Consider the following 17,366-nt stretch of genomic DNA (forward strand, 5'->3'; position numbering starts at 1 on the left):
ACTTGTCTTTAGCGTTTGGCAATCCGTCGCGCCGGCACTGAGTGCAGATGTCAATCGGCGGCGACGTGAATTGCTATTGCATTGGTGGTGCCATCGGCTAAAGTCTGCGCTCCGGCGCGCGGCCCCCGGGCTCGCAGCGTTGTTGTTTTTGCGCACACCACGTCGTGCCCGCACCCCGAAAACCCCGAACCTCAAGGAGTCATCATGCGAGAAGCCGTCATCGTCGAGGCATTGCGTACACCGATTGGCCGCGGCAAGCCCGTGATAGGAGACCTGTTCGGATTTCACCCTGCCGAACTGCTGGCACTCGCCCAGCGCGCGGTGATCGATCGCGCCGGTGTGGCACCCGAAGACGTCGAACAGCTGATCGGTGGTTGCGTGACCCAGGCCGGAGAGCAGGCCGGCAACCTGTGTCGCAATGCCTGGTTGTCGATGGGCGTGAGCTACGCACCGGGCGGCACCACGATCGATACCCAGTGCGGTTCCGCGCAGCAGGCCAATCACCTGATTTCCGCGCTGATCAAGGCGGGCTCGATCGATATCGGCGTCGCCTGTGGGGTCGAGGTCATGAGCCATGTCGGGCTCGGCGCCAATGTGATCAACGGACCTGGGTATTTCCAGCCGAAGAGCTGGCCTTGGGACAGCAGCCCGGACCAGTTCCAGGCGGTCGAGCGCATTGCCACCAAGCGCGGCATCACCCGTGCCGATGTGGATGCGTTTGCATTCGAGTCCCAGCGTCGCGCGGCGGCTGCCTGGGCCGCAGGACATTTCGATCGTGAAGTGATCACGGTCGATGCGCCGATATTCGGTGAAGATGGCAAGCCGACCGGCGCGACGCGCCCGGTACGCATGGACCAGGGGGTGCGTCCGACCACGATGGACGGACTGGCGGGCCTGAAGAGCGTGAAGGAAGGCGGAATCCACACGCCGGGAAATTCCTCGCAGGTATCCGACGGCGCCGCAGCGGTGCTGTGGATGAGCCGCGAGGAGGCCGAGCGCCGCGGACTGAAGCCGCGCGCACGCATCATCGCCGACGTGGTGGTCGGTACCGACCCCTATTTCCTGCTCGACGGCCCGGTAGATGCCACCGCCGCGCTGTTCAAAAAGACCGGCATGAACATGGGCGATATCGATGTGATCGAAATCAACGAGGCTTTTGCCGGCGTGGTGCTGTCGTGGGCCAGCGTATACAAACCCGATATGGCGCGGGTCAACCCCAACGGCGGCGCGATTGCACTCGGACACCCGGTCGGCTCCACCGGTGCGCGCCTGATCACCAGTGCGCTGCACGAACTCGAGCGCACCGGCAAGAGCATTGCGCTGGTCACGATGTGCTGCGGCGCATCAATCGGCACCGGCACCATCATCGAGCGCCTGAACTGAGCGCGACAACACGGTCGATACGGAGAAATCAGGATGAGTGAACTGGCGGGCAAGGTAGCAATCATTACCGGCGCGGGACGTGGCCTGGGGCGTGTCGAGGCCCTCGAACTGGCGCGCCAGGGCGCGCGCGTGGTGATCAACGAGATCGGCCTGCCGGCGGCACGCGAGGCGGCGGAAAGCGTGCGCGAGGAAATCGTGGCCTTTGGTGGCGAGGCGATCACGGTCTATGGCGATTGTGCCGACTGGAACGATTCCGAGGCACTGTTCAAGACGGCGCTGGATACCTGGGGCGATGTCAACATCCTGGTGAACAACGCCGGTTTCTGCCGCGACAAGATGATCTTCAGCATGAGCGAGGAGGAGTTCGACTCGGTGGTGCGGGTGCATCTGAAGGGGCACTTCGTCAACACGCGTCACGCGGCGGCGTACTGGCGGGAGAAGGCCAAGAGCAGCGGCGGGCAGTTGTACGGTCGTCTGATCAGCACCTCTTCGGAAGCCTTTCTGTACGGCTCGGTGGGCCAGCCGAACTACGCGTCGGCCAAGGCCGGGATCGTTGCGCTGACCATGGGTGCGGCGCAGGCGCTGATCAAGTATGGCGTGACCGCCAACGTGATCATGCCGCGGGCGCGCACCGACATGACCATGGGCGGCGGCACCGCGCAGCTGTTCGCCAAGCCGCAAGAGGGCTTCGACGAATTCGATCCGGTCAATGTCGCCCCCTTCGTCGGCTATCTCGCCTCTCCGCGCGCGCAACGCATCAGCGGCTACGTGTTCGTGGTGTGGGGCAGGCAGGTCACGATGGTCGAGGGTCCGAAACTCGGTGCGGTGTTCGAGAGCGAGGAGCAGTGGACGATGGATACGCTCGATCGGCAACTGTCACCGCACTTCGAGCAGTTGCGCCCGATACTCGATGGATTCGCGGTTATTCCCGGGCAGTGACCAGCGGGAAGCGGGTGAGCGGAAAGTTCGCGTCGCAAGGTGCTTGCTGCGCGGATTACGCGTGATATTGCCCAACTGATACATACAACGTCCCGCCGCTCTCGGGCATCATGGTGTGCGGCTGAAGTGCTGCATTCCGCGCATGCTGCTGATCAAACGGGAACACGGGTACATGGCGTCAGGCTACCGGCCTGCATCTTCACGCAGGGTACGAATCGCGGCGCTGGCGGCAGTCGTGCTGCTGTGCGGGTCGCTGTGGTTCTTGAGTCAACACCCGGGTAACGGCGCCTCGCTCGCCGCCGCGGACCGTTCGGTTGCGCAGGCACCGATGGAACTCGCCGCCAGCGATATCGCAACCGTCAAACGTCGCACCCTGGTGCGCAAGCTGCCGCTGTCCGGAACGCTGAAACCGCTGGTCCAGTCCGAGATCAGATCCAGGGTGTCTGGCGAGGTGCTCGAGGTGAGTGTCCGCGAGGGCCAGTCGGTGCGCGCCGGCGAGGTGCTGGTACGCATAGACACGCGCAGCCAGCAGGCGCTCGTGGCCAGTCAGCGGGCCGCACTCGACAAGGCGCGTGCCGACCTCTCCATCGCCTCTCTCAATTACGAGAACAGTCAGCGCCTGCTCGAGAAGCAGTTCATTGCGCAGAACGTTCTCGATACCTCGAAAAGCGTATACGACGCAGCCGCGGCCGGCGTGAAGCTGGCCGAGGCGCAGTTGCGCCTGGCGGAGATCGGACTCCAGGATGCGGAGGTGCGGGCCCCATTCGACGCGGTCGTGTCACGGCGCATCGCCGAACCGGGCGAGCAAATCAGCAGTGATGCGTTGCTGCTGGAACTCGTGGATCTGCGCCACATGGAACTGCAGGCTGCCGCACCGGCGGCGGAAATACCGGTCCTGAAACCAGGACAGATCGCCCGGATCCGTGTCGATGGCTACGGTGAGCGCGTGTTCGAGGCACGGCTCGAGCGTATCAACCCGAACGCCGAGCAGGGTTCGCGACTGATTCTTCTCTATCTCTCGATCGACAACAGCGATGCCGCACTGCGCGGCGGGATGTTTGCGCAAGGCTCGTTGCTGATCGAGCAGGCGCAGGCGGCGCTGGCGATCCCGGCCACCGCGGTGCTGAACGATGCGGGGCTGGACTACGTCATGGTGATCGAAAATGGCGTGGTGCAGCGCCGGGCGGTGCACATTGGCATGCATGCGGCCAACGACAACCTGGTCGAGGTGCTCGACGGGCTGACCGAAGGCGAGCAGGTGCTGGCGGTGGATCTGGCCTCGCTCGAACCCGGCACGGCGGTGCAACTGACGTCCGCGTTGCCGCCGGACTGATGCGCATGGCGGCGACGAGCCAGTTCCCATGTGGATAACGCGCACCAGCATCCGCCAGCCGGTATTCGCCACCATGGTCATGTGTGCGTTGCTGCTGCTCGGGGTGTTTTCCTACATCAGGCTGCCGGTCGAGCAGATGCCGGATGTCACGCCGCCGATGGTCTCGATCGTGCTGGCCTACCCCGGGGCCTCGCCCGAAGCCATCGAGAACGAACTGATACGCCCGATCGAGAATGTCATCAATACCGTCAGCGGTGTCGAGCGTATCTTTGCGACCGCACGTGAAGGCTCGGCCTATATGTGGCTCGAATTCCGTATCGATACCGATATGGCCGAAGCCACCCAGACCATACGCGACAAGGTTGCCGATATCGCACCGTCTTTTCCGCGTGATGCGACGATGCCGCGGATCAGCCGCTCGCAGGAGGACGAAAACCAGCAGCCGGTGGTCACTCTCGCGGTCTATTCGCCCGGCCACTCGTTGCGCGAACTCTCGACGCTGACCGACCAGGTCATTGCCAAACGCCTGCAGATCGTACCGGGCGTGGGCAACGTGGCGGTCAACGGGAGCGTGATCCGCCAGATCCAGATCCTGCTCAAGCCCGAGCAAATGCGCAGCTACGGCATCGGGGTCGACGAGGTGGTCGGCGCAATCCAGCGTGCCAACCGCGATCTGCCGGCCGGCGACATCAGTCGTGGCGAGCGCGAGCAGCTGGTGCGGGTCGAGGGGCGGATCGGGAACCCGGAAGATTTTGGTCGCATCATCGTCACCACGCGGGGTAGTGCGATCTACCTGCAGCAGGGCGGCCTGCCGATCCATCTCGACCAGATTGCCGATATCGTCGATGGCGAGGCGGAGCGCAATTCGATTGCGCGCATCAACGGCCAGCCAGCGCTCGGGATCAACGTGTTCAAGGTTCAGGGCGCCAACGTGGTGGCGGTCGGAGACGGCATCGAGGAGGCGATCCGCGAACTCGAGACGCGTCTGCCGGCCGATGTACGTATCGCCACCGTGCAGTCGAATGCCGATTTCATCCGCAGCTCGCTCGATGGCGTCAAGGCCACGATTCTCGAGGGTGCGCTGCTGACGGTGCTGATCGTATTCCTGTTCCTGCATTCCTGGCGTTCGACCGTGATCACCGGTCTGACCCTGCCGATATCGGTGATCGCGACATTCATCGCACTGCATGCGTTCGGTTTCACGCTGAACATGGTCACCCTGATGGCGCTCAGCCTGTGCATCGGGCTGTTGATCGATGATGCGATCGTGGTGCGCGAGAACATCGTGCGTCATCTTGGCATGGGCAAGAGCCATGAACAGGCGGCGCGTGATGGCACCGAGGAAATCGGCCTCGCGGTGATGGCGACGACCTTCGCGATCGTCGCGGTGTTCATCCCGGTTGCGTTCATGGGAGGCATGATCGGACTCTATTTTTTCCAGTTCGGTGTCACCATCACGGTGGCGGTGCTGGTGTCGCTGTTCGTGAGTTTCACGCTTGATCCGATGCTGTCCTCGGTGTGGCACGATCCGCCTGAAAACCGGTTTCGCCTGGCTCCCTGGCTGGGACGGTTGATGAATCGCATCGAGAGCGGTGTCGAGGCGCTGCACCGCGGCTATGCTCGGGTGCTTGGCTGGGCGTTGCGCGAGCAACGTCATCGCGTATACCTGCCGCTGTTTGGCATCGTGCACGCGCTCTCCAGGCGCGAATGGCAGGCGCTCGGCACGGTATCGAACCGGGGAATCGTGTTGTGGAGCGCGCTGGCGATATTCGCTGGCAGCCTGCTGCTGGTGCCGTTGATCGGCAGCGAGTTTTTCCCGCGCGATGATGACGGCTTCATCTCGATGCTCATCGAGGTCCCGATGGGTTCGAGTCTCGAATACACCGACGCCAAGACCCGCCAGGTAGAGGTCGCGTTGCAGGAGTTTCCCGATATCGAAGTCGTATCGAGCCAGGTCGGCACCTACAAGGGCAAGAATACCGCGCGCCTGAACCTGCGCCTTGGCGATCGCGGGAAGACCGGGCGGCGATCGCAGCAAGAGCTCGAGCGGCTGATCCGTGCGCGCATTGCCCGTATCGCCGGGCTCAGAATCTCGGTCGGATACAATCAGGCGATCCAGATTTCGGTGCTGGGACCGGATCAGTCCCGGCTCATCGCGCTCGCCGATCAGCTGATGGAAAAGATGGCGAAAATCCCCGGCATCGTGGATCTGGAGAGCAGCGAGAAGGGCACCAGCCCCACGGTGGCGGTGCGTATCGATCGCGAGCTCGCCAATGATCTCGGGCTCGATGTCGAGAGCATCGGCCGCGCGTTGCGGGTACTGGTCGCGGGTGAGCAGATCAGTCACTGGCTCGGACCGGACGGCCAGGACTACGATGTGATCGTGCAGCTGCCGGCGGATGCGCGCCGTGCGCCCGCGGATCTTGGCGAGCTGTATCTCGCCAGTGCGCGCCTCGACAGCGACGGACTGCCATTGCTGGTGCCCCTGCGCCAGGTGGCCGAACTGGTCGAGACCACCGCGCCGCCGCAGATCACGCGCCTCAACCTGCAACGCCGCATCACGTTGTCGGCGCGGACCGAAGGCCGTTCCGCCGGCGAGGTGGGTGCCGATGTCGAGCGCTTGATCGAACAGACCCGGTTGCCTCGCGGCTACCGTTTCGATATTGCGGGCTCGCAGCAGATGATGAACGATACCTTCAGCGCGGCACTCGGGGCGATGGGACTGGCGGTGATATTCATCTATTTCATTCTTGCCTCGCAGTTCGCGAGCTTCGTGCAGCCGGTCGCGATCATGGCGTCCCTGCCGTTGTCGTTTGTCGGTGCATTCATCGCGCTGCTGGTGACCGGTACCACGCTCAACATGCTGTCGATGATCGGCATGATCATGCTCATGGGGCTGGTGACCAAAAATGCGATCCTGCTGATCGATTTCACCAATCACGGCTTGCGCGCAGGCAAGTTGCTGCGCGAGGCGCTGCTCGATGCCGGACAGGTGCGCTTGCGCCCGATCCTGATGACCACCCTGGCGATGCTGTTTGGAATGCTGCCGATGGCGATCGGCGCCGGCAGCGGCGGCGAGATCAATGCCCCGATGGCACGCGCGGTAATCGGTGGTGTGATCACCTCGACGCTGCTGACGCTGGTGGTGGTGCCGGTACTGTACAGCTACCTGCATGCCTTCGGAGAACGGGCCAAACGGTGGTTTGTGCCGGCGGGCAAGACGCCGGTGCGCAACGAGTGAAACCTGCGAAATGGCACGCCGGACGGGGCAGGGCAGCGCGAAACCACCGGGGCGGGGCGCAGGGCGCGGCACAGTGTTACGGCATCGATGCCGATCGTGAGCGGCAGGGGTGAGCGTGAACCGACCGCGCAAGATCATCTACCACACCGCGGTGTACGGCACCGGCCAGTTGCTGCGCGGCCTGAGTTCGCTGTTGTTGCTGCCGCTGTATACCCACTACCTGTTGCCGGCGGACTACGGGCTGGTCGAGTTGCTGAGTTCGATCATTGAACTGGCTTCCCTGCTCATGGGCTTGCGGGTCGGGGCCGCCATATTCAAGTTCCACGCCGATGCCCGCACGGTAGAGGACAAGCGCAGGGTGCTGTCCACGGCGCTGAGCTTGCTGCTGATTGCCAATATTATCGGGGCAGCCTTGATACAGGTGTTCAGCGCTACGCTGGCGCACTGGCTTGCCGGGCCGGCGGGATTCGACACCGCCCTGCGGCTGTTTTCGCTGACGCTGGTCGTTTCTGCCTTCAACGAGACATTTTTCGCCTGCCTGCGGATCGAGGACCGTTCGCTCGCCTACGTTGCGAGCAGCGCCGCGAAATTTTTCCTGCAACTGGTGCTGAACATCGTGCTGATCGGTGGTTTCGGACTCGGTTACTGGGGCATCATCTGGGCCTCGCTGATCAGCAGCGTGCTGCTGGCGCTCGGATTCGCTATCTGGTTGCTGCCGGCGGTCGGCTTCGGGATCGACCGTGATCGCGCCGCGAGCTTCGTGCGCTTTTCGCTGCCGATCATGGTCTCCTCGCTGGGCATGTACTACATCAGTTTCGGCAATCGCTTTTTCCTGAAAGCGTACGACAGCTTCGAGGCGCTCGGCGTCTATGCTCTCGCCTACAAGTTCGGCCTCACCTTCTCCAACCTGTTCTGGTCACCATTTGCCATGTTCTGGGCGGCGCGGCAATACGAGTATGCGAGCGAACCGGGAAGCGGGGAGTTTTTCGGGAAGGTGTTCCTGTATGCCAACCTGGTGCTGTTGCCCGCCGCGGTCGGGGTGATCGTGCTGACACCGCCGTTTCTGCACCTGGTGTCGAAACCGGCGTACTGGGGGGCCATCGAACTGGTGCCATGGGTCGTGGGAGCTTCGTTGCTGCTGTGCTGGGCCGATTTTTTCCGCATCGGCATGTTGCGCGCGGCGAGGACCGAATACATAGCCTACGGAACCGCGGGTACCGCGCTGCTGATCACGATACTGTTCGTGTTGTGGATCCCGCGGCACGGTCCTCTCGGCGTCGCGTGGGCGACATTCGTCGCGTTCGCATTCCGCTTCGTCTACACGCTGGCGGTGGGGCAGCGCTTTTTCCTGGTCAAGGTGCCGTGGCCAAAGCTCGTGCTCGCGGTGATTTATTTCGCGACGGTTTGCGTTGCGTTGCTGTTGTTGCCGCTCGCGGACGCCAGCGCACTGGCGGTGCGCGCGGCTCTGCTGGGGCTGGCCAGTGCCGCGGTGCTGGTCACGCCGCTCGTGGATCGGGCACACCGCATCGCGATCCACGCCTGGGTACGCGAGCTTGCCGTGTCTTGGTACAGCGGCAGGCAACGTTCCTGATTCCGCTTCCGCGTCGCGCCATCAGCTGCGTCGAATCAGCCTCTCCGGCCCGGCTTATTTCCAATAGTGAAGGGTCTGAGCGATTCTCGCCGGCGCGGCCGTGGTGGTATCGTGCCGCCTCATGGGCGCTTCCGATATTTCGCTGCCGACCGTCACCGAATACCGTCGTTACTGGCGCTTTTTCTGGCCACTGGCGCTGAGCGCGACTTTCATGCTGATAGGCCAGCAGGCCTTCAACGGCGTGCTCGCGCGCCATGCCGATCCCGAGCGCGAGCTCGCGGTCTATGCCTACGCCATCGGTGTTTTCTTCTTTTTCGATGTCGGCACCGCGTTCATGCCCAACATGGTGACCGTGTTCGCACGCTCGCAAGCGGCGCGGCAACGGGTGCGGCGTTTCTGTTTTTCGATCGGCGCGGCATTCGCTGTTCCGGTGGCATTGCTCGGCCTGACCGCTACCGGCAACAGCATGGTCGGCATCCTGTTTCGTATCGACGGCGCGATGCTGCGCGATGTGTGCGCCTATCTGGGGCTGCTGAGTGGCCTGATCCTGCTGCATGTCACCCATCACTATTACAACGGCCTGCTGATTCTTGCCGAGCGCACCAGCTGGGTGTCGATCATCGGCGTACTGAGCGTTGCGATCGGCGTAAGCACCGCGATCCACGGTTTCCGCCATCAGTGGCACCCGGTGTACATACTCGGCGGCGCGGAATGGTTGTCGGGCCTGTTCAAGCTGGCGGCGCTGCTCGCGATCTGGCGCGGTGTGCGCGGCAAGATATTTCTGGCGGAGGAGAAAGTTCCCGGCTACCGCGACCTGCTGCAGTTTTTCTGGCCGGTGTGCATCTCGGGAATGACCTTCGGCGTCAGCAGGCCGCTGATATTCGTCTTCGTGTCACGGGTTCCGGACGCGGTCGCGATCATCGCGGCGATGCGCGTCAGCATGGATTTCCTGATGCTCTACCAGGCGGTGGTGAACCAGTTCCGTCATTTCTTCTCGGTGTTCGGATTCGGGCAACTGGCGCAGAAGCGACGCTTCATGGCGCTGGTCGCGGGCTCGCTGACATTGGCGATGACGGTGGTGCTGGTGGTGCCGCCGTTCAGCGAGGCGTTTTTCCTGGGTGCGCTCGGCCTCAACCCGCAACTGTACGCCAGCGCCCGCTACATGTGCTTCCTGCTGCTGGTGGTGCCGACGATCCTGATGGTGCGCAACTACTACCACGGCATCCTGATCGCGCGCAAACGCACCGCGGCGATGGCGACCGGGAGTTTCGTGCGGGTGGTGGCGATCGCGGGGAGCGGCGCGCTGCTGCTCGGTGGCGGTGTGCTCGATGAGCGCACCGCGGTGCTCGGCATGATCGCGGGCTTTCTCGCCGAGATGATCATCGCCTGGCGATCGGTGCTGCGTCTCGAGCGAGATCATCCAGGCACAGCAGGCTGAGATAGCCGTCCGGCAGATACGCGCCGGTTTCGATGAACAGGGCATTGGCGCTGCGCAGCGGGGTCTTCACCACGGTATGGCCGTGGATGGTCAGGTCGATATTGCGCACCGGCTGAGCATTGTCGCGGCGGATACGCTCGCGCGCCCACAATGTCTCGCGGCGCAGTTCCGGGTCGTTCAGCGCGCGCTCGATATCATTCCAGTCGGCGACCGGACACTGGGCGTGGCAGATTCCGAAGCGCCGGCCGCTCTTGTGGTGCAGGGTGATGGCATGGGGCAGCGTCGCGCAAAGCGCGGCTGCGGCCCGCGCGGCGGCGTTGGCGTCCTCGCCGCGCATGCCCCACGCGCCACCGTTCTCGCGCCACAGCGTACTGATGCGCGGTTCCTCGCCGGCGACCGCGCGCAGCAGCATGTCTTCATGGTTGCCGCGCACCGCGTGGAACCATTTATTGCGGATCAGTTCGACCGCGGCCACCGACGCGGGACCGCGATCGACCAGGTCGCCGACGCTGAACAGGCGATCGCGACCGGGGATGAATTGTCTTGCCTCGAGTGCCGCCTCGAGCGCGCTCACCATGCCGTGCAGATCGCCGATGATGAAGTCGCGACCGAACCGGTTGGGTGGCACGTTGCTATGGAACGGGGTCATTTCTGGTGAATTTCCATGTCCCCGGGAGGCGGTGTGCCCAGGCCCGGCTGGCGGATCAAGCGTGCGCTGATGCGTACCAGGCGCCAGGCAATCAGCATCGCCGCCAGTGCGATCGCCACCACCATGCCGATCCAGAATCCTCTCACGCCGAGTGGTTCGCCCCACAGCGTTCCGAGCCCCAGCCCATAGCATAACGGCAGACCGAACAGCCAGTAAGCGGAGATGTCGATGGCCGAGGACACGCGCGTGTCCTGGTAGCCGCGCAGCGCCATGCCGGCGCCGACCTGGACCGAATCGAACAGTCGGTAGGTGGCGGCAAAAAGCAGCAGACCGGCGCCGAGTTCGCGCACCGCCGGATCGTCGCTGAACAGCAGCGTGATCGGCTCGCGACATGCCACCATCACCGCGGCCTGCAGCACGGCGATGGCCATCAGCAAGCTCATCCCGATAATGCACACCTCGCGGGCGCGGCGCGGATCGCCGCCGCCGAGCTGATGCGCAACACGTACCGACATCGCCTGCCCGACACCGAGCGGAACGGTCAGCATCAGGGTATCGACGGTGATCGCGACCGCGTGCCCGGCGACCGCGACCGCGCCCAGCCCGGCCATCAGCAGGGGCACGATCGCAAAAAATCCGCCCACCGCGAACAGCGACAGGCCGATCGGCAATCCGAGCGAAAGGATCGCGCGGATATCGCGCCACACCGGCGGGCCGAATTCGCTCCACAGGCGATAGATGCGCAGCGTCGGAGACAACGAAAAATAAATGACCCAGCACAGCATCATGAGGAGGAAGGACACCAGGGTTGCCCAGCCGCAGCCCGCACCGCCGAGCCGCGGCAGACCGAAGGCACCGCTGACCAGGCCGAAGTCGAGCGGAATATTGATCAGGAATGCAGCCATGGTGAGCCACATCACCGGGCGCGTGAGACCAACGCCTTCGCAGGTGGTCCTGAGCGTGACCATGAACGGCATCAGCATCGAGGTCAGGATCGTCGGCAGCAGGTACCCTGCCGCAATACGCGCCACCTCGGGAGTTATGTCGAGGCGCGTCACCCCGCGCATCGCCGCATGGAGCATCAGTCCCGAGGCGAGCGCCAGCGGCAGCGACAGCCACAGGCATTGCTGGAACTGGCGACGGATGCACTCGCCCTTGCCGCCACCATAGTGGTGCCCGACCAGCGCGCTGTTGGCGAGTACCACGCCGAACACGAACAGCATCGACAGATCCCACAGGTAGAAGCCGATGGTGACCGCCGCGAGGTCATCGGTGCCGGCGCGACCCGATACGACCACATCGGTGACGCCCATGCCCATGATCGCGAACTGCCCGACCACCAGCGGTCCGGCCAGACGCAGCACGCGAGCGGCCTCCTCGCCGAAGCGCTCGCGCAGGCTCTGGTTGGCGGGGATATTCATGGCTTCGGGCTAAGGGCTGTCCGCTGCTCGTTTCAGCGCGTCATGATCACGGCGGCGCCACGGTGGCGCAAGGGAACAAATCGGCGCGAACTCCTGGCTAGGAACTGGTTCGGCCGGCGCGCAGCGCCTGCAGTGCCTGGTGGTGCAGGGTTGGATTGGCCGCGGCAATCACGAAACCGCCGCTGGAGGCGTCTTCGCCATCGCGTCCCGTCACCACGCCGCCGCCAGCTTCGATGATCGGGATCAGCGGTTGAATGTCGTAGGCCTGCAGGCTGCCTTCGATCACCAGGTCCACATGACCGAGCGCGAGCAGGCAATAGGAATAACAATCGCCGCCATAGCGCATCAGCCGGCAGCGCTCCGCCACGCGCTGGAATGCCGCGAGATCGGTTGCGTTCCCGAACATGCCGGGATGGGTGCAATAGAGTATCGCGTCCGCCAGTCGCGCCTCGCGACGGCAGGCGAGCACTCGCCGCTCGCCGCGGCGCAGCAGCCAGCCCTGCCCGGCGCTGCCGCAGAAGGTTTCCTCGAGATAGGGCTGGTGCACCACGCCGGCGATACAGCGTTCGTTCTCGCGCAGCCCGAGCAGGATGCCCCAGGCCGGAACACCGCTGATGAACGCGCGGGTGCCGTCTATCGGATCGATGATCCAGCTGTAGCGCGAGCGACCCTCGAGGATGCCGTGCTCCTCCCCGACGATGCCGTGATCGGGAAAGCGCTCGCGGATGCGGCTGCCCAGGAAGTGCTCGATTTCGCGATCGGCCACCGTGACCGGATCGAAGAGTCCGTCGCCGAGTTTGTTCTCGATAGCGAGCGGGCGGCGGAAATAGCCGAGCGCGATCTGCCCGGCCTGTTCGACGATGCCGGTGGCGAACTCCAGAGCGGCGGAAATCTCGGTGTCGTTCATGTGGCTTGCTCCGCGCCGCGCGGATGCGCGCCGCGCCATATCAGCAACTGTGCGAGGTAGTAGCTGAGCATGATCAGCAGTCCTGCCCGGGGAATCGGCTCGACAAACTTGTTGAGCGCGATCAGCGAATCGGAACAGGCAAACATCAGCGCGCCGGCGAACAGCAGCAGGGGTCGATCCGCGACGGCGGCGCCGGTCACCATCGCGGTGATCGCGACCATGTAGGCAGCGACGGCCGGTGCCAGTTCGTCGGCCGCTGGCAGCGTGATCCAGGCGAGCCCCAGCGCCACCGGCAGGTACGCCGCCGCATACCACAGACGCCGGCGCTCGCGACTGCGCTCACGCCAGAACAGCTGCGCGTACAGCAACTGCGCCACCAGGAAGCTGCCGAGCCCGGCCGCGAACAGATTGCCGGTAATGCCGTTGACCGCCAGCAGCCAGTCGCCGAGCGCCGAGAACAGCAGCGCGCCGGTCATCCCGCCGCGCCAGCGGGCGCTGCCAAGCCGCAAGCTGCCTGCGGCGAGCAGCACGATCGGCAGGATCTTGACCCACGCCCCGAGCCAGCTCGCGTTGTAGTCGAACAACGCGAGATAGAGCGCGGCCAGCACCAGATAGGCAATCGTCACCCGGTTCCTCACGGCGCGAGCGCCGCGGCCAGCAGCAGGCTGTCATGGCGAAACCGGCGGCGATTGGCGGGGTTCATGGTGGTGATTCCTGTTGCTTGCTCAATTGGACAGCGCGGCGAAGCGGCGCAGATGCCAGTCGCTGTTGCCGAACAGGGCTTCGATTGCGGTCAGCCGCTTGAAATAGTGTCCCACGTCGAGTTCGTCGGTCACGCCGATGCCGCCGTGCAGCTGGATCGCTTCCTGGCCGAGCAGCCGCGCGGCGCGCCCGATGCGGCTCTTTGCGGCGGACACCGCACGGCGCGCGTCCGTGCCGGAGTCGCTGCTCATCAGCGCCATCATCAGGATCGAGCGCGATTGTTCGAGTTCGATGAACATCTCCGCCATGCGGTGCTGCAAGGCCTGGAAGCTCGCGATCGGTACTCCGAACTGCTTGCGTGTTTTGGTGTACTCCACGGTTTTCCACAACAGCGCATCCATCGCGCCGAGCGCATCGGCGCACACGCACAGCGTGGCGCGGTCGATGACGCTCTGCAATGCCTCCAGTGCATCGTCGGCGGCCTCGAGCCGGGCATCCGCCGCCAGCTGCACGCCACGCAAGCCGATGTCGGCGGCGCGAGCGCCATCGATCGTCGGGTAGGATTGCAGCGTCACGCCCTGCGCGGAGGGATCCACCTGGTAGATTCCGAGCCGGTCCTGCTCGTCGCGCGCGCTCAGCAGCAGCACATCGGCATTCGCGGCGTTGAGCACCACGCACTTGTTGCCATCCAGTATCCAGCCTGCGCCAGCGCGTCTGACCCGGGTCTGTACCGCATCGAGCTGGTAGCGGCTGTCGGGTTCGGCAAAACCGAGCGCCAGCTGCAGCTCGCCGGCCACCAGCGCCGGCAACAGCGCTGCGCGCTGCGCATTGTTGCCGAGTTCGACCACGATTGCGCCACCGAGCACCACGCTGGCGAGGTACGGCTCCACCACCAGGCCCTTGCCGAATTGCTCGAACAGCAATGCGCAGTCGATCACCGAACCCCCGAGCCCGCCATCGGCCTCGGGGATTGCTACCGCCAGCCAGCCGAGTTCCGCGAACATGCGCCAGTTGGCGGCGGAAAACCCGCTGCTTTCCTCCAGGATGCGGCGCCGCGTATCGAAGGAGTATTGCTCGCGGACGAAGCGCGCAACGCTGTCCTGCAGGAGTTGTTGCTCGTCGCTGTAACTGAAATCCATGAGGCTGCTACCTGTTCTGGCGGGCCGGCACTACAGGCCCAGTACCGCTTTGGCGATGATGTTGCGCTGGATCTCGTTCGAGCCGCCGTAGATCGAGGCCTTGCGGTTGTTGAAATACACCGGCGCGGCGTTGGCGGCGCCGGCGGGGCCGATGTGCGCGCCGTCATAGCCGGCCACGAACTGCCGCGGCACGAAGGGCAGGGCGTAGTAACCTGCGGTCTCGACATGCAACTCGTCGATGGCCTGGGCGATCTCGGTTCCCTTGATTTTCAGGATCGAGGATTCGGGGCCCGGCGCCTTGCCGGTGCTGACGCTGGCCAGCGCACGCAGTTCGGTGTACTCCAGTGCCAGCAGGTCGATTTCGATTTCCGCCAGGCGGCGCGCGAACAGCGGGTCATCGATCAGCGCGGCGCCGCCCTGCCGGGTGGCGCGCGCGATCTCCTCGAGCTTCAGCAGCCGCACCCGCGATTTGGCCACCTGCGCGATCCCGGTGCGTTCATGGGTCAGCAGGTACTTGGCATAGGTCCAGCCCTTGTTCTCTTCTCCGACCAGGTTTTCGAGCGGCACCCGCACATTGTCGAAATGCACCTCGTTGACTTCCGGCGTGCCGTCCAGCAGGTAGATCGGCGACACCGTGATGCCCGGGGTTTTCATGTCGATCAGCAGGAAACTGATGCCCGCCTGCGGCTTCAGCCCGGCGCCGCCGGTGCGCACCAGGCAGAAGATCCAGTCGGCCCATTGCCCCATCGTGGTCCAGGTCTTGGTGCCGTTGACCACGTAGTGATCGCCGTCACGCGTGGCGCCGGTGCGCAGCGAGGCCAGATCGGAACCGGCATTGGGCTCCGAGTAACCCTGGCACCACCACACGTTGCTCGCGAGGATATCGGGCAGGAAGCGCGCTTTCTGCTCCGCGTTGCCAAAGGTGTAGATGACCGGTGCCACCATCGCGAGCCCGAACGGCACGATGCGCGGCGTGTGCGCGAACGCGCATTCGCTGGCGAAGATGTATTTCTGGGCCGGGGTCCAGCCGGTGCCGCCGTGCTCGGGCGGCCAGTTGATGCCGGCCCAGCCGCGTGCGTGCAGCAGCTTCTGCCAGCGCACCAGGTCCTCGCGCTCCAGCTGCAGTTCGTCCCTGACCTTGTTGCGCAGATCCTCGGGGTAGTCGGCGGCGAGGAATGCACGCACCTCGTCGCGAAAGGCCAGCTCGGCGGCGCTGAACCGGTTGTCCATGGTGCAATCCCCTGCAATCGATCGGTCGCGGCATCTTCCCGCGTGGCGCTGCCCATATCAAGCGGCGCCGTGGCCCGGGCCCGGCTCCACCGGGAATCCGGCAACGTGCCCCCGGATGAAGCGGGGGCGGTTTGCGCGGGATCAGTTTTCGCGCAGCACCTGGGGTTCGACCAGTACCGAGCGCGCGGAGTCACTGAAGTAGAGCTGCCGTTCCTGAATCGTGCATTGCAGGTGCATCGAGCGGTTGGCGAGCAGCGCCAGTTCCCTGCCGGCCTCGAACGGCAGCGCCAGCATCGTGAATCGCGGCAGGCGCTCCAGCAGCCCGGCATTCTTTGCCCACCACACATCCACCGCGCGACCGCCGTAGCCCAGCACCACTACGCTGTCCGCGCGACCCGCGGCGCGCCGCAGGCGCCGTTCATCGGGCAGTCCGACCTCGATCCAGCGCAGGATCGCCCCGGTGTCGTCTTTCAGCCAGAGGTCGGGTTCGTCCTCGGTGGAGATGCCGCGGCAGAACTCGAGTGCTGGGTCGCTGTAGAGCGCAAAGGCGAGTAGCCGCGCCATCAGCCGCTCCTCGGTTTCCGAAGGATGGCGGGCGAGCGTCAGCGCATGCGTGGCGTAGACCCCGCGATCGATATCCGAGATATCGAGCTCCACGCGGTAGACGGTTGCCTTGAGTGCCATCGCTTCACGCAGCCCGGATCGTGCGTGGCAGTCCGGTGACATCGGCGCGCGAGCGTGCCCGCCAGCTCTCGGTCGTGATCGCCCAGCGCTCGTGATCGCGCCAGCGCCCGCGAATCTTCAGGTAACGCGGTGAATAGCCCTCGAGCCGGAACCCCAGGGCAGTGACCAGGCGGCGCGAAATCTCGTTGTCGGGCTGGATATTGGCCTCCAGGCGGTGCAGTCCGTAGTCGCGAAAGGCGCGGCTGACCACTTGCGGCAGCGCCTTGCGCATCAGGCCCTGGCCGGCGTGGGGAGCGAAGGCGTAGTACCCGAGATAGCCGCTCTGCAGCGCGCCGCGGACGATCTCGCCGATATTGATCACTCCCGCCAGCTGCTGCTCGGCATTGATCACGAAATGACCGTGGTAGCTGCCGTCGTGGGTGCGTTCGATATAGGTACGCAGCGCGGCGCGGGTGTCGGGAGCCGCAACCCAGCGCCCGTGCAGGGTACGGCTGCGCTCGACGGCGGCGAGAAACTCGCGGGCCCGCGAAAGACTGGGAACCTCCAGGCTCACCCCCGCAGGCAAGCGTGTCACACGAGCGCTCATGGCCGATCTTTCCTGCATGGTGTGGGTAAAAGCGGAAGTATGCCGTCAGCAGGCATCCCCGTGGTAGCCTTTGTGCCGGTCCAGATGCGATGTCGCCGTCCCGGACCGTCTGATCGGGACCTT

At 64.7% G+C, this 17,366-nt stretch carries 14 protein-coding genes; 6 read left to right on the forward strand and 8 right to left on the reverse strand.

Annotation, left to right across the window (positions count from 1 at the left end; genetic code table 11):
• Positions 1 to 204: 204 nt before the first annotated feature.
• The 6 genes from IPF49_17510 to IPF49_17535 all read left to right on the forward strand — a co-directional run bounded on the left by IPF49_17510 (position 205) and on the right by IPF49_17535 (position 9,925).
• A complete protein-coding gene (locus IPF49_17510; GenBank protein ID MBK6289395.1) occupies positions 205 to 1,383 on the forward strand; it encodes a steroid 3-ketoacyl-CoA thiolase in 1,179 nt (392 codons plus the stop codon).
• Positions 1,384 to 1,416: 33 nt separating this feature from the next.
• A complete protein-coding gene (locus IPF49_17515) occupies positions 1,417 to 2,322 on the forward strand; it encodes an SDR family NAD(P)-dependent oxidoreductase (GenBank protein MBK6289396.1) in 906 nt (301 codons plus the stop codon).
• Positions 2,323 to 2,494: 172 nt separating this feature from the next.
• Positions 2,495 to 3,655: an efflux RND transporter periplasmic adaptor subunit gene (locus tag IPF49_17520; protein MBK6289397.1), complete on the forward strand. Its 1,161-nt coding sequence runs from the start codon at positions 2,495 to 2,497 to the stop codon at positions 3,653 to 3,655.
• A 28-nt stretch (positions 3,656 to 3,683) separates the two neighbouring features.
• Positions 3,684 to 6,896: an efflux RND transporter permease subunit gene (locus IPF49_17525; GenBank protein MBK6289398.1), complete on the forward strand. Its 3,213-nt coding sequence runs from the start codon at positions 3,684 to 3,686 to the stop codon at positions 6,894 to 6,896.
• Positions 6,897 to 7,011: 115 nt separating this feature from the next.
• Positions 7,012 to 8,487 (forward strand): oligosaccharide flippase family protein, encoded by a 1,476-nt coding sequence (locus IPF49_17530; GenBank protein MBK6289399.1) that lies wholly within the window; start codon positions 7,012 to 7,014, stop codon positions 8,485 to 8,487.
• Positions 8,488 to 8,608: 121 nt separating this feature from the next.
• Positions 8,609 to 9,925, forward strand: coding sequence for a hypothetical protein (locus IPF49_17535; GenBank protein ID MBK6289400.1), 1,317 nt, complete (start codon positions 8,609 to 8,611; stop codon positions 9,923 to 9,925).
• Here IPF49_17535 and IPF49_17540 read toward each other — a convergent pair.
• From IPF49_17540 to IPF49_17575, 8 genes are all read right to left on the reverse strand, one after another.
• The gene (locus tag IPF49_17540) at positions 9,867 to 10,574 is read right to left on the reverse strand and encodes a metallophosphoesterase (protein ID MBK6289401.1); all 708 of its coding nucleotides are present in this window, start codon (positions 10,572 to 10,574) and stop codon (positions 9,867 to 9,869) included. The genes IPF49_17535 and IPF49_17540 overlap by 59 nt on opposite strands.
• The gene (locus IPF49_17545) at positions 10,571 to 11,995 is read right to left on the reverse strand and encodes an MATE family efflux transporter (GenBank protein MBK6289402.1); all 1,425 of its coding nucleotides are present in this window, start codon (positions 11,993 to 11,995) and stop codon (positions 10,571 to 10,573) included. The genes IPF49_17540 and IPF49_17545 overlap by 4 nt, the downstream gene beginning before the upstream one ends.
• A gap of 97 nt (positions 11,996 to 12,092) precedes the next feature.
• The gene (gene hisN / locus IPF49_17550; GenBank protein ID MBK6289403.1) at positions 12,093 to 12,902 is read right to left on the reverse strand and encodes a histidinol-phosphatase; all 810 of its coding nucleotides are present in this window, start codon (positions 12,900 to 12,902) and stop codon (positions 12,093 to 12,095) included.
• Complete coding sequence (locus tag IPF49_17555) at positions 12,899 to 13,528, reverse strand: lysoplasmalogenase (GenBank protein ID MBK6289404.1); 630 nt, start codon at positions 13,526 to 13,528, stop codon at positions 12,899 to 12,901. Before IPF49_17555 ends, hisN begins: the two co-directional genes overlap by 4 nt.
• A gap of 99 nt (positions 13,529 to 13,627) precedes the next feature.
• Positions 13,628 to 14,743, reverse strand: coding sequence for an acyl-CoA dehydrogenase family protein (locus IPF49_17560; GenBank protein MBK6289405.1), 1,116 nt, complete (start codon positions 14,741 to 14,743; stop codon positions 13,628 to 13,630).
• Positions 14,744 to 14,773: 30 nt separating this feature from the next.
• Positions 14,774 to 15,973, reverse strand: a complete 1,200-nt coding sequence (locus tag IPF49_17565) for an acyl-CoA dehydrogenase family protein (protein ID MBK6289406.1) — start codon at positions 15,971 to 15,973, stop codon at positions 14,774 to 14,776.
• Between the two features lie 141 nt (positions 15,974 to 16,114).
• The gene (locus IPF49_17570; protein ID MBK6289407.1) at positions 16,115 to 16,657 is read right to left on the reverse strand and encodes a YaeQ family protein; all 543 of its coding nucleotides are present in this window, start codon (positions 16,655 to 16,657) and stop codon (positions 16,115 to 16,117) included.
• Positions 16,658 to 16,661: 4 nt separating this feature from the next.
• Entirely contained in the window at positions 16,662 to 17,243 is a 582-nt protein-coding gene (locus tag IPF49_17575; protein ID MBK6289408.1) for a GNAT family N-acetyltransferase, read from the reverse strand.
• Between the last annotated feature and the right edge of the window lie 123 nt (positions 17,244 to 17,366).

The organism is Gammaproteobacteria bacterium (assembly GCA_016705365.1).
Lineage (GTDB): Bacteria > Pseudomonadota > Gammaproteobacteria > Pseudomonadales > UBA5518 > UBA5518.

Bases quoted from the DNA above. Each gene is read 5' to 3' on its own strand.
- IPF49_17510 (MBK6289395.1), top strand. From the start codon at position 205: ATGCGAGAAGCCGTCATCGTCGAGGCATTGCGTACACCGATTGGCCGC.
- IPF49_17515 (MBK6289396.1), top strand. From the start codon at position 1,417: ATGAGTGAACTGGCGGGCAAGGTAGCAATCATTACCGGCGCGGGACGT.
- IPF49_17520 (MBK6289397.1), top strand. From the start codon at position 2,495: ATGGCGTCAGGCTACCGGCCTGCATCTTCACGCAGGGTACGAATCGCG.
- IPF49_17525 (MBK6289398.1), top strand. From the start codon at position 3,684: ATGTGGATAACGCGCACCAGCATCCGCCAGCCGGTATTCGCCACCATG.
- IPF49_17535 (MBK6289400.1), top strand. From the start codon at position 8,609: ATGGGCGCTTCCGATATTTCGCTGCCGACCGTCACCGAATACCGTCGT.
- IPF49_17540 (MBK6289401.1), bottom strand. From the start codon at position 10,574: ATGACCCCGTTCCATAGCAACGTGCCACCCAACCGGTTCGGTCGCGAC.
- IPF49_17545 (MBK6289402.1), bottom strand. From the start codon at position 11,995: ATGAATATCCCCGCCAACCAGAGCCTGCGCGAGCGCTTCGGCGAGGAG.
- hisN (MBK6289403.1), bottom strand. From the start codon at position 12,902: ATGAACGACACCGAGATTTCCGCCGCTCTGGAGTTCGCCACCGGCATC.
- IPF49_17560 (MBK6289405.1), bottom strand. From the start codon at position 14,743: ATGGATTTCAGTTACAGCGACGAGCAACAACTCCTGCAGGACAGCGTT.
- IPF49_17565 (MBK6289406.1), bottom strand. From the start codon at position 15,973: ATGGACAACCGGTTCAGCGCCGCCGAGCTGGCCTTTCGCGACGAGGTG.
- IPF49_17570 (MBK6289407.1), bottom strand. From the start codon at position 16,657: ATGGCACTCAAGGCAACCGTCTACCGCGTGGAGCTCGATATCTCGGAT.
- IPF49_17575 (MBK6289408.1), bottom strand. From the start codon at position 17,243: ATGAGCGCTCGTGTGACACGCTTGCCTGCGGGGGTGAGCCTGGAGGTT.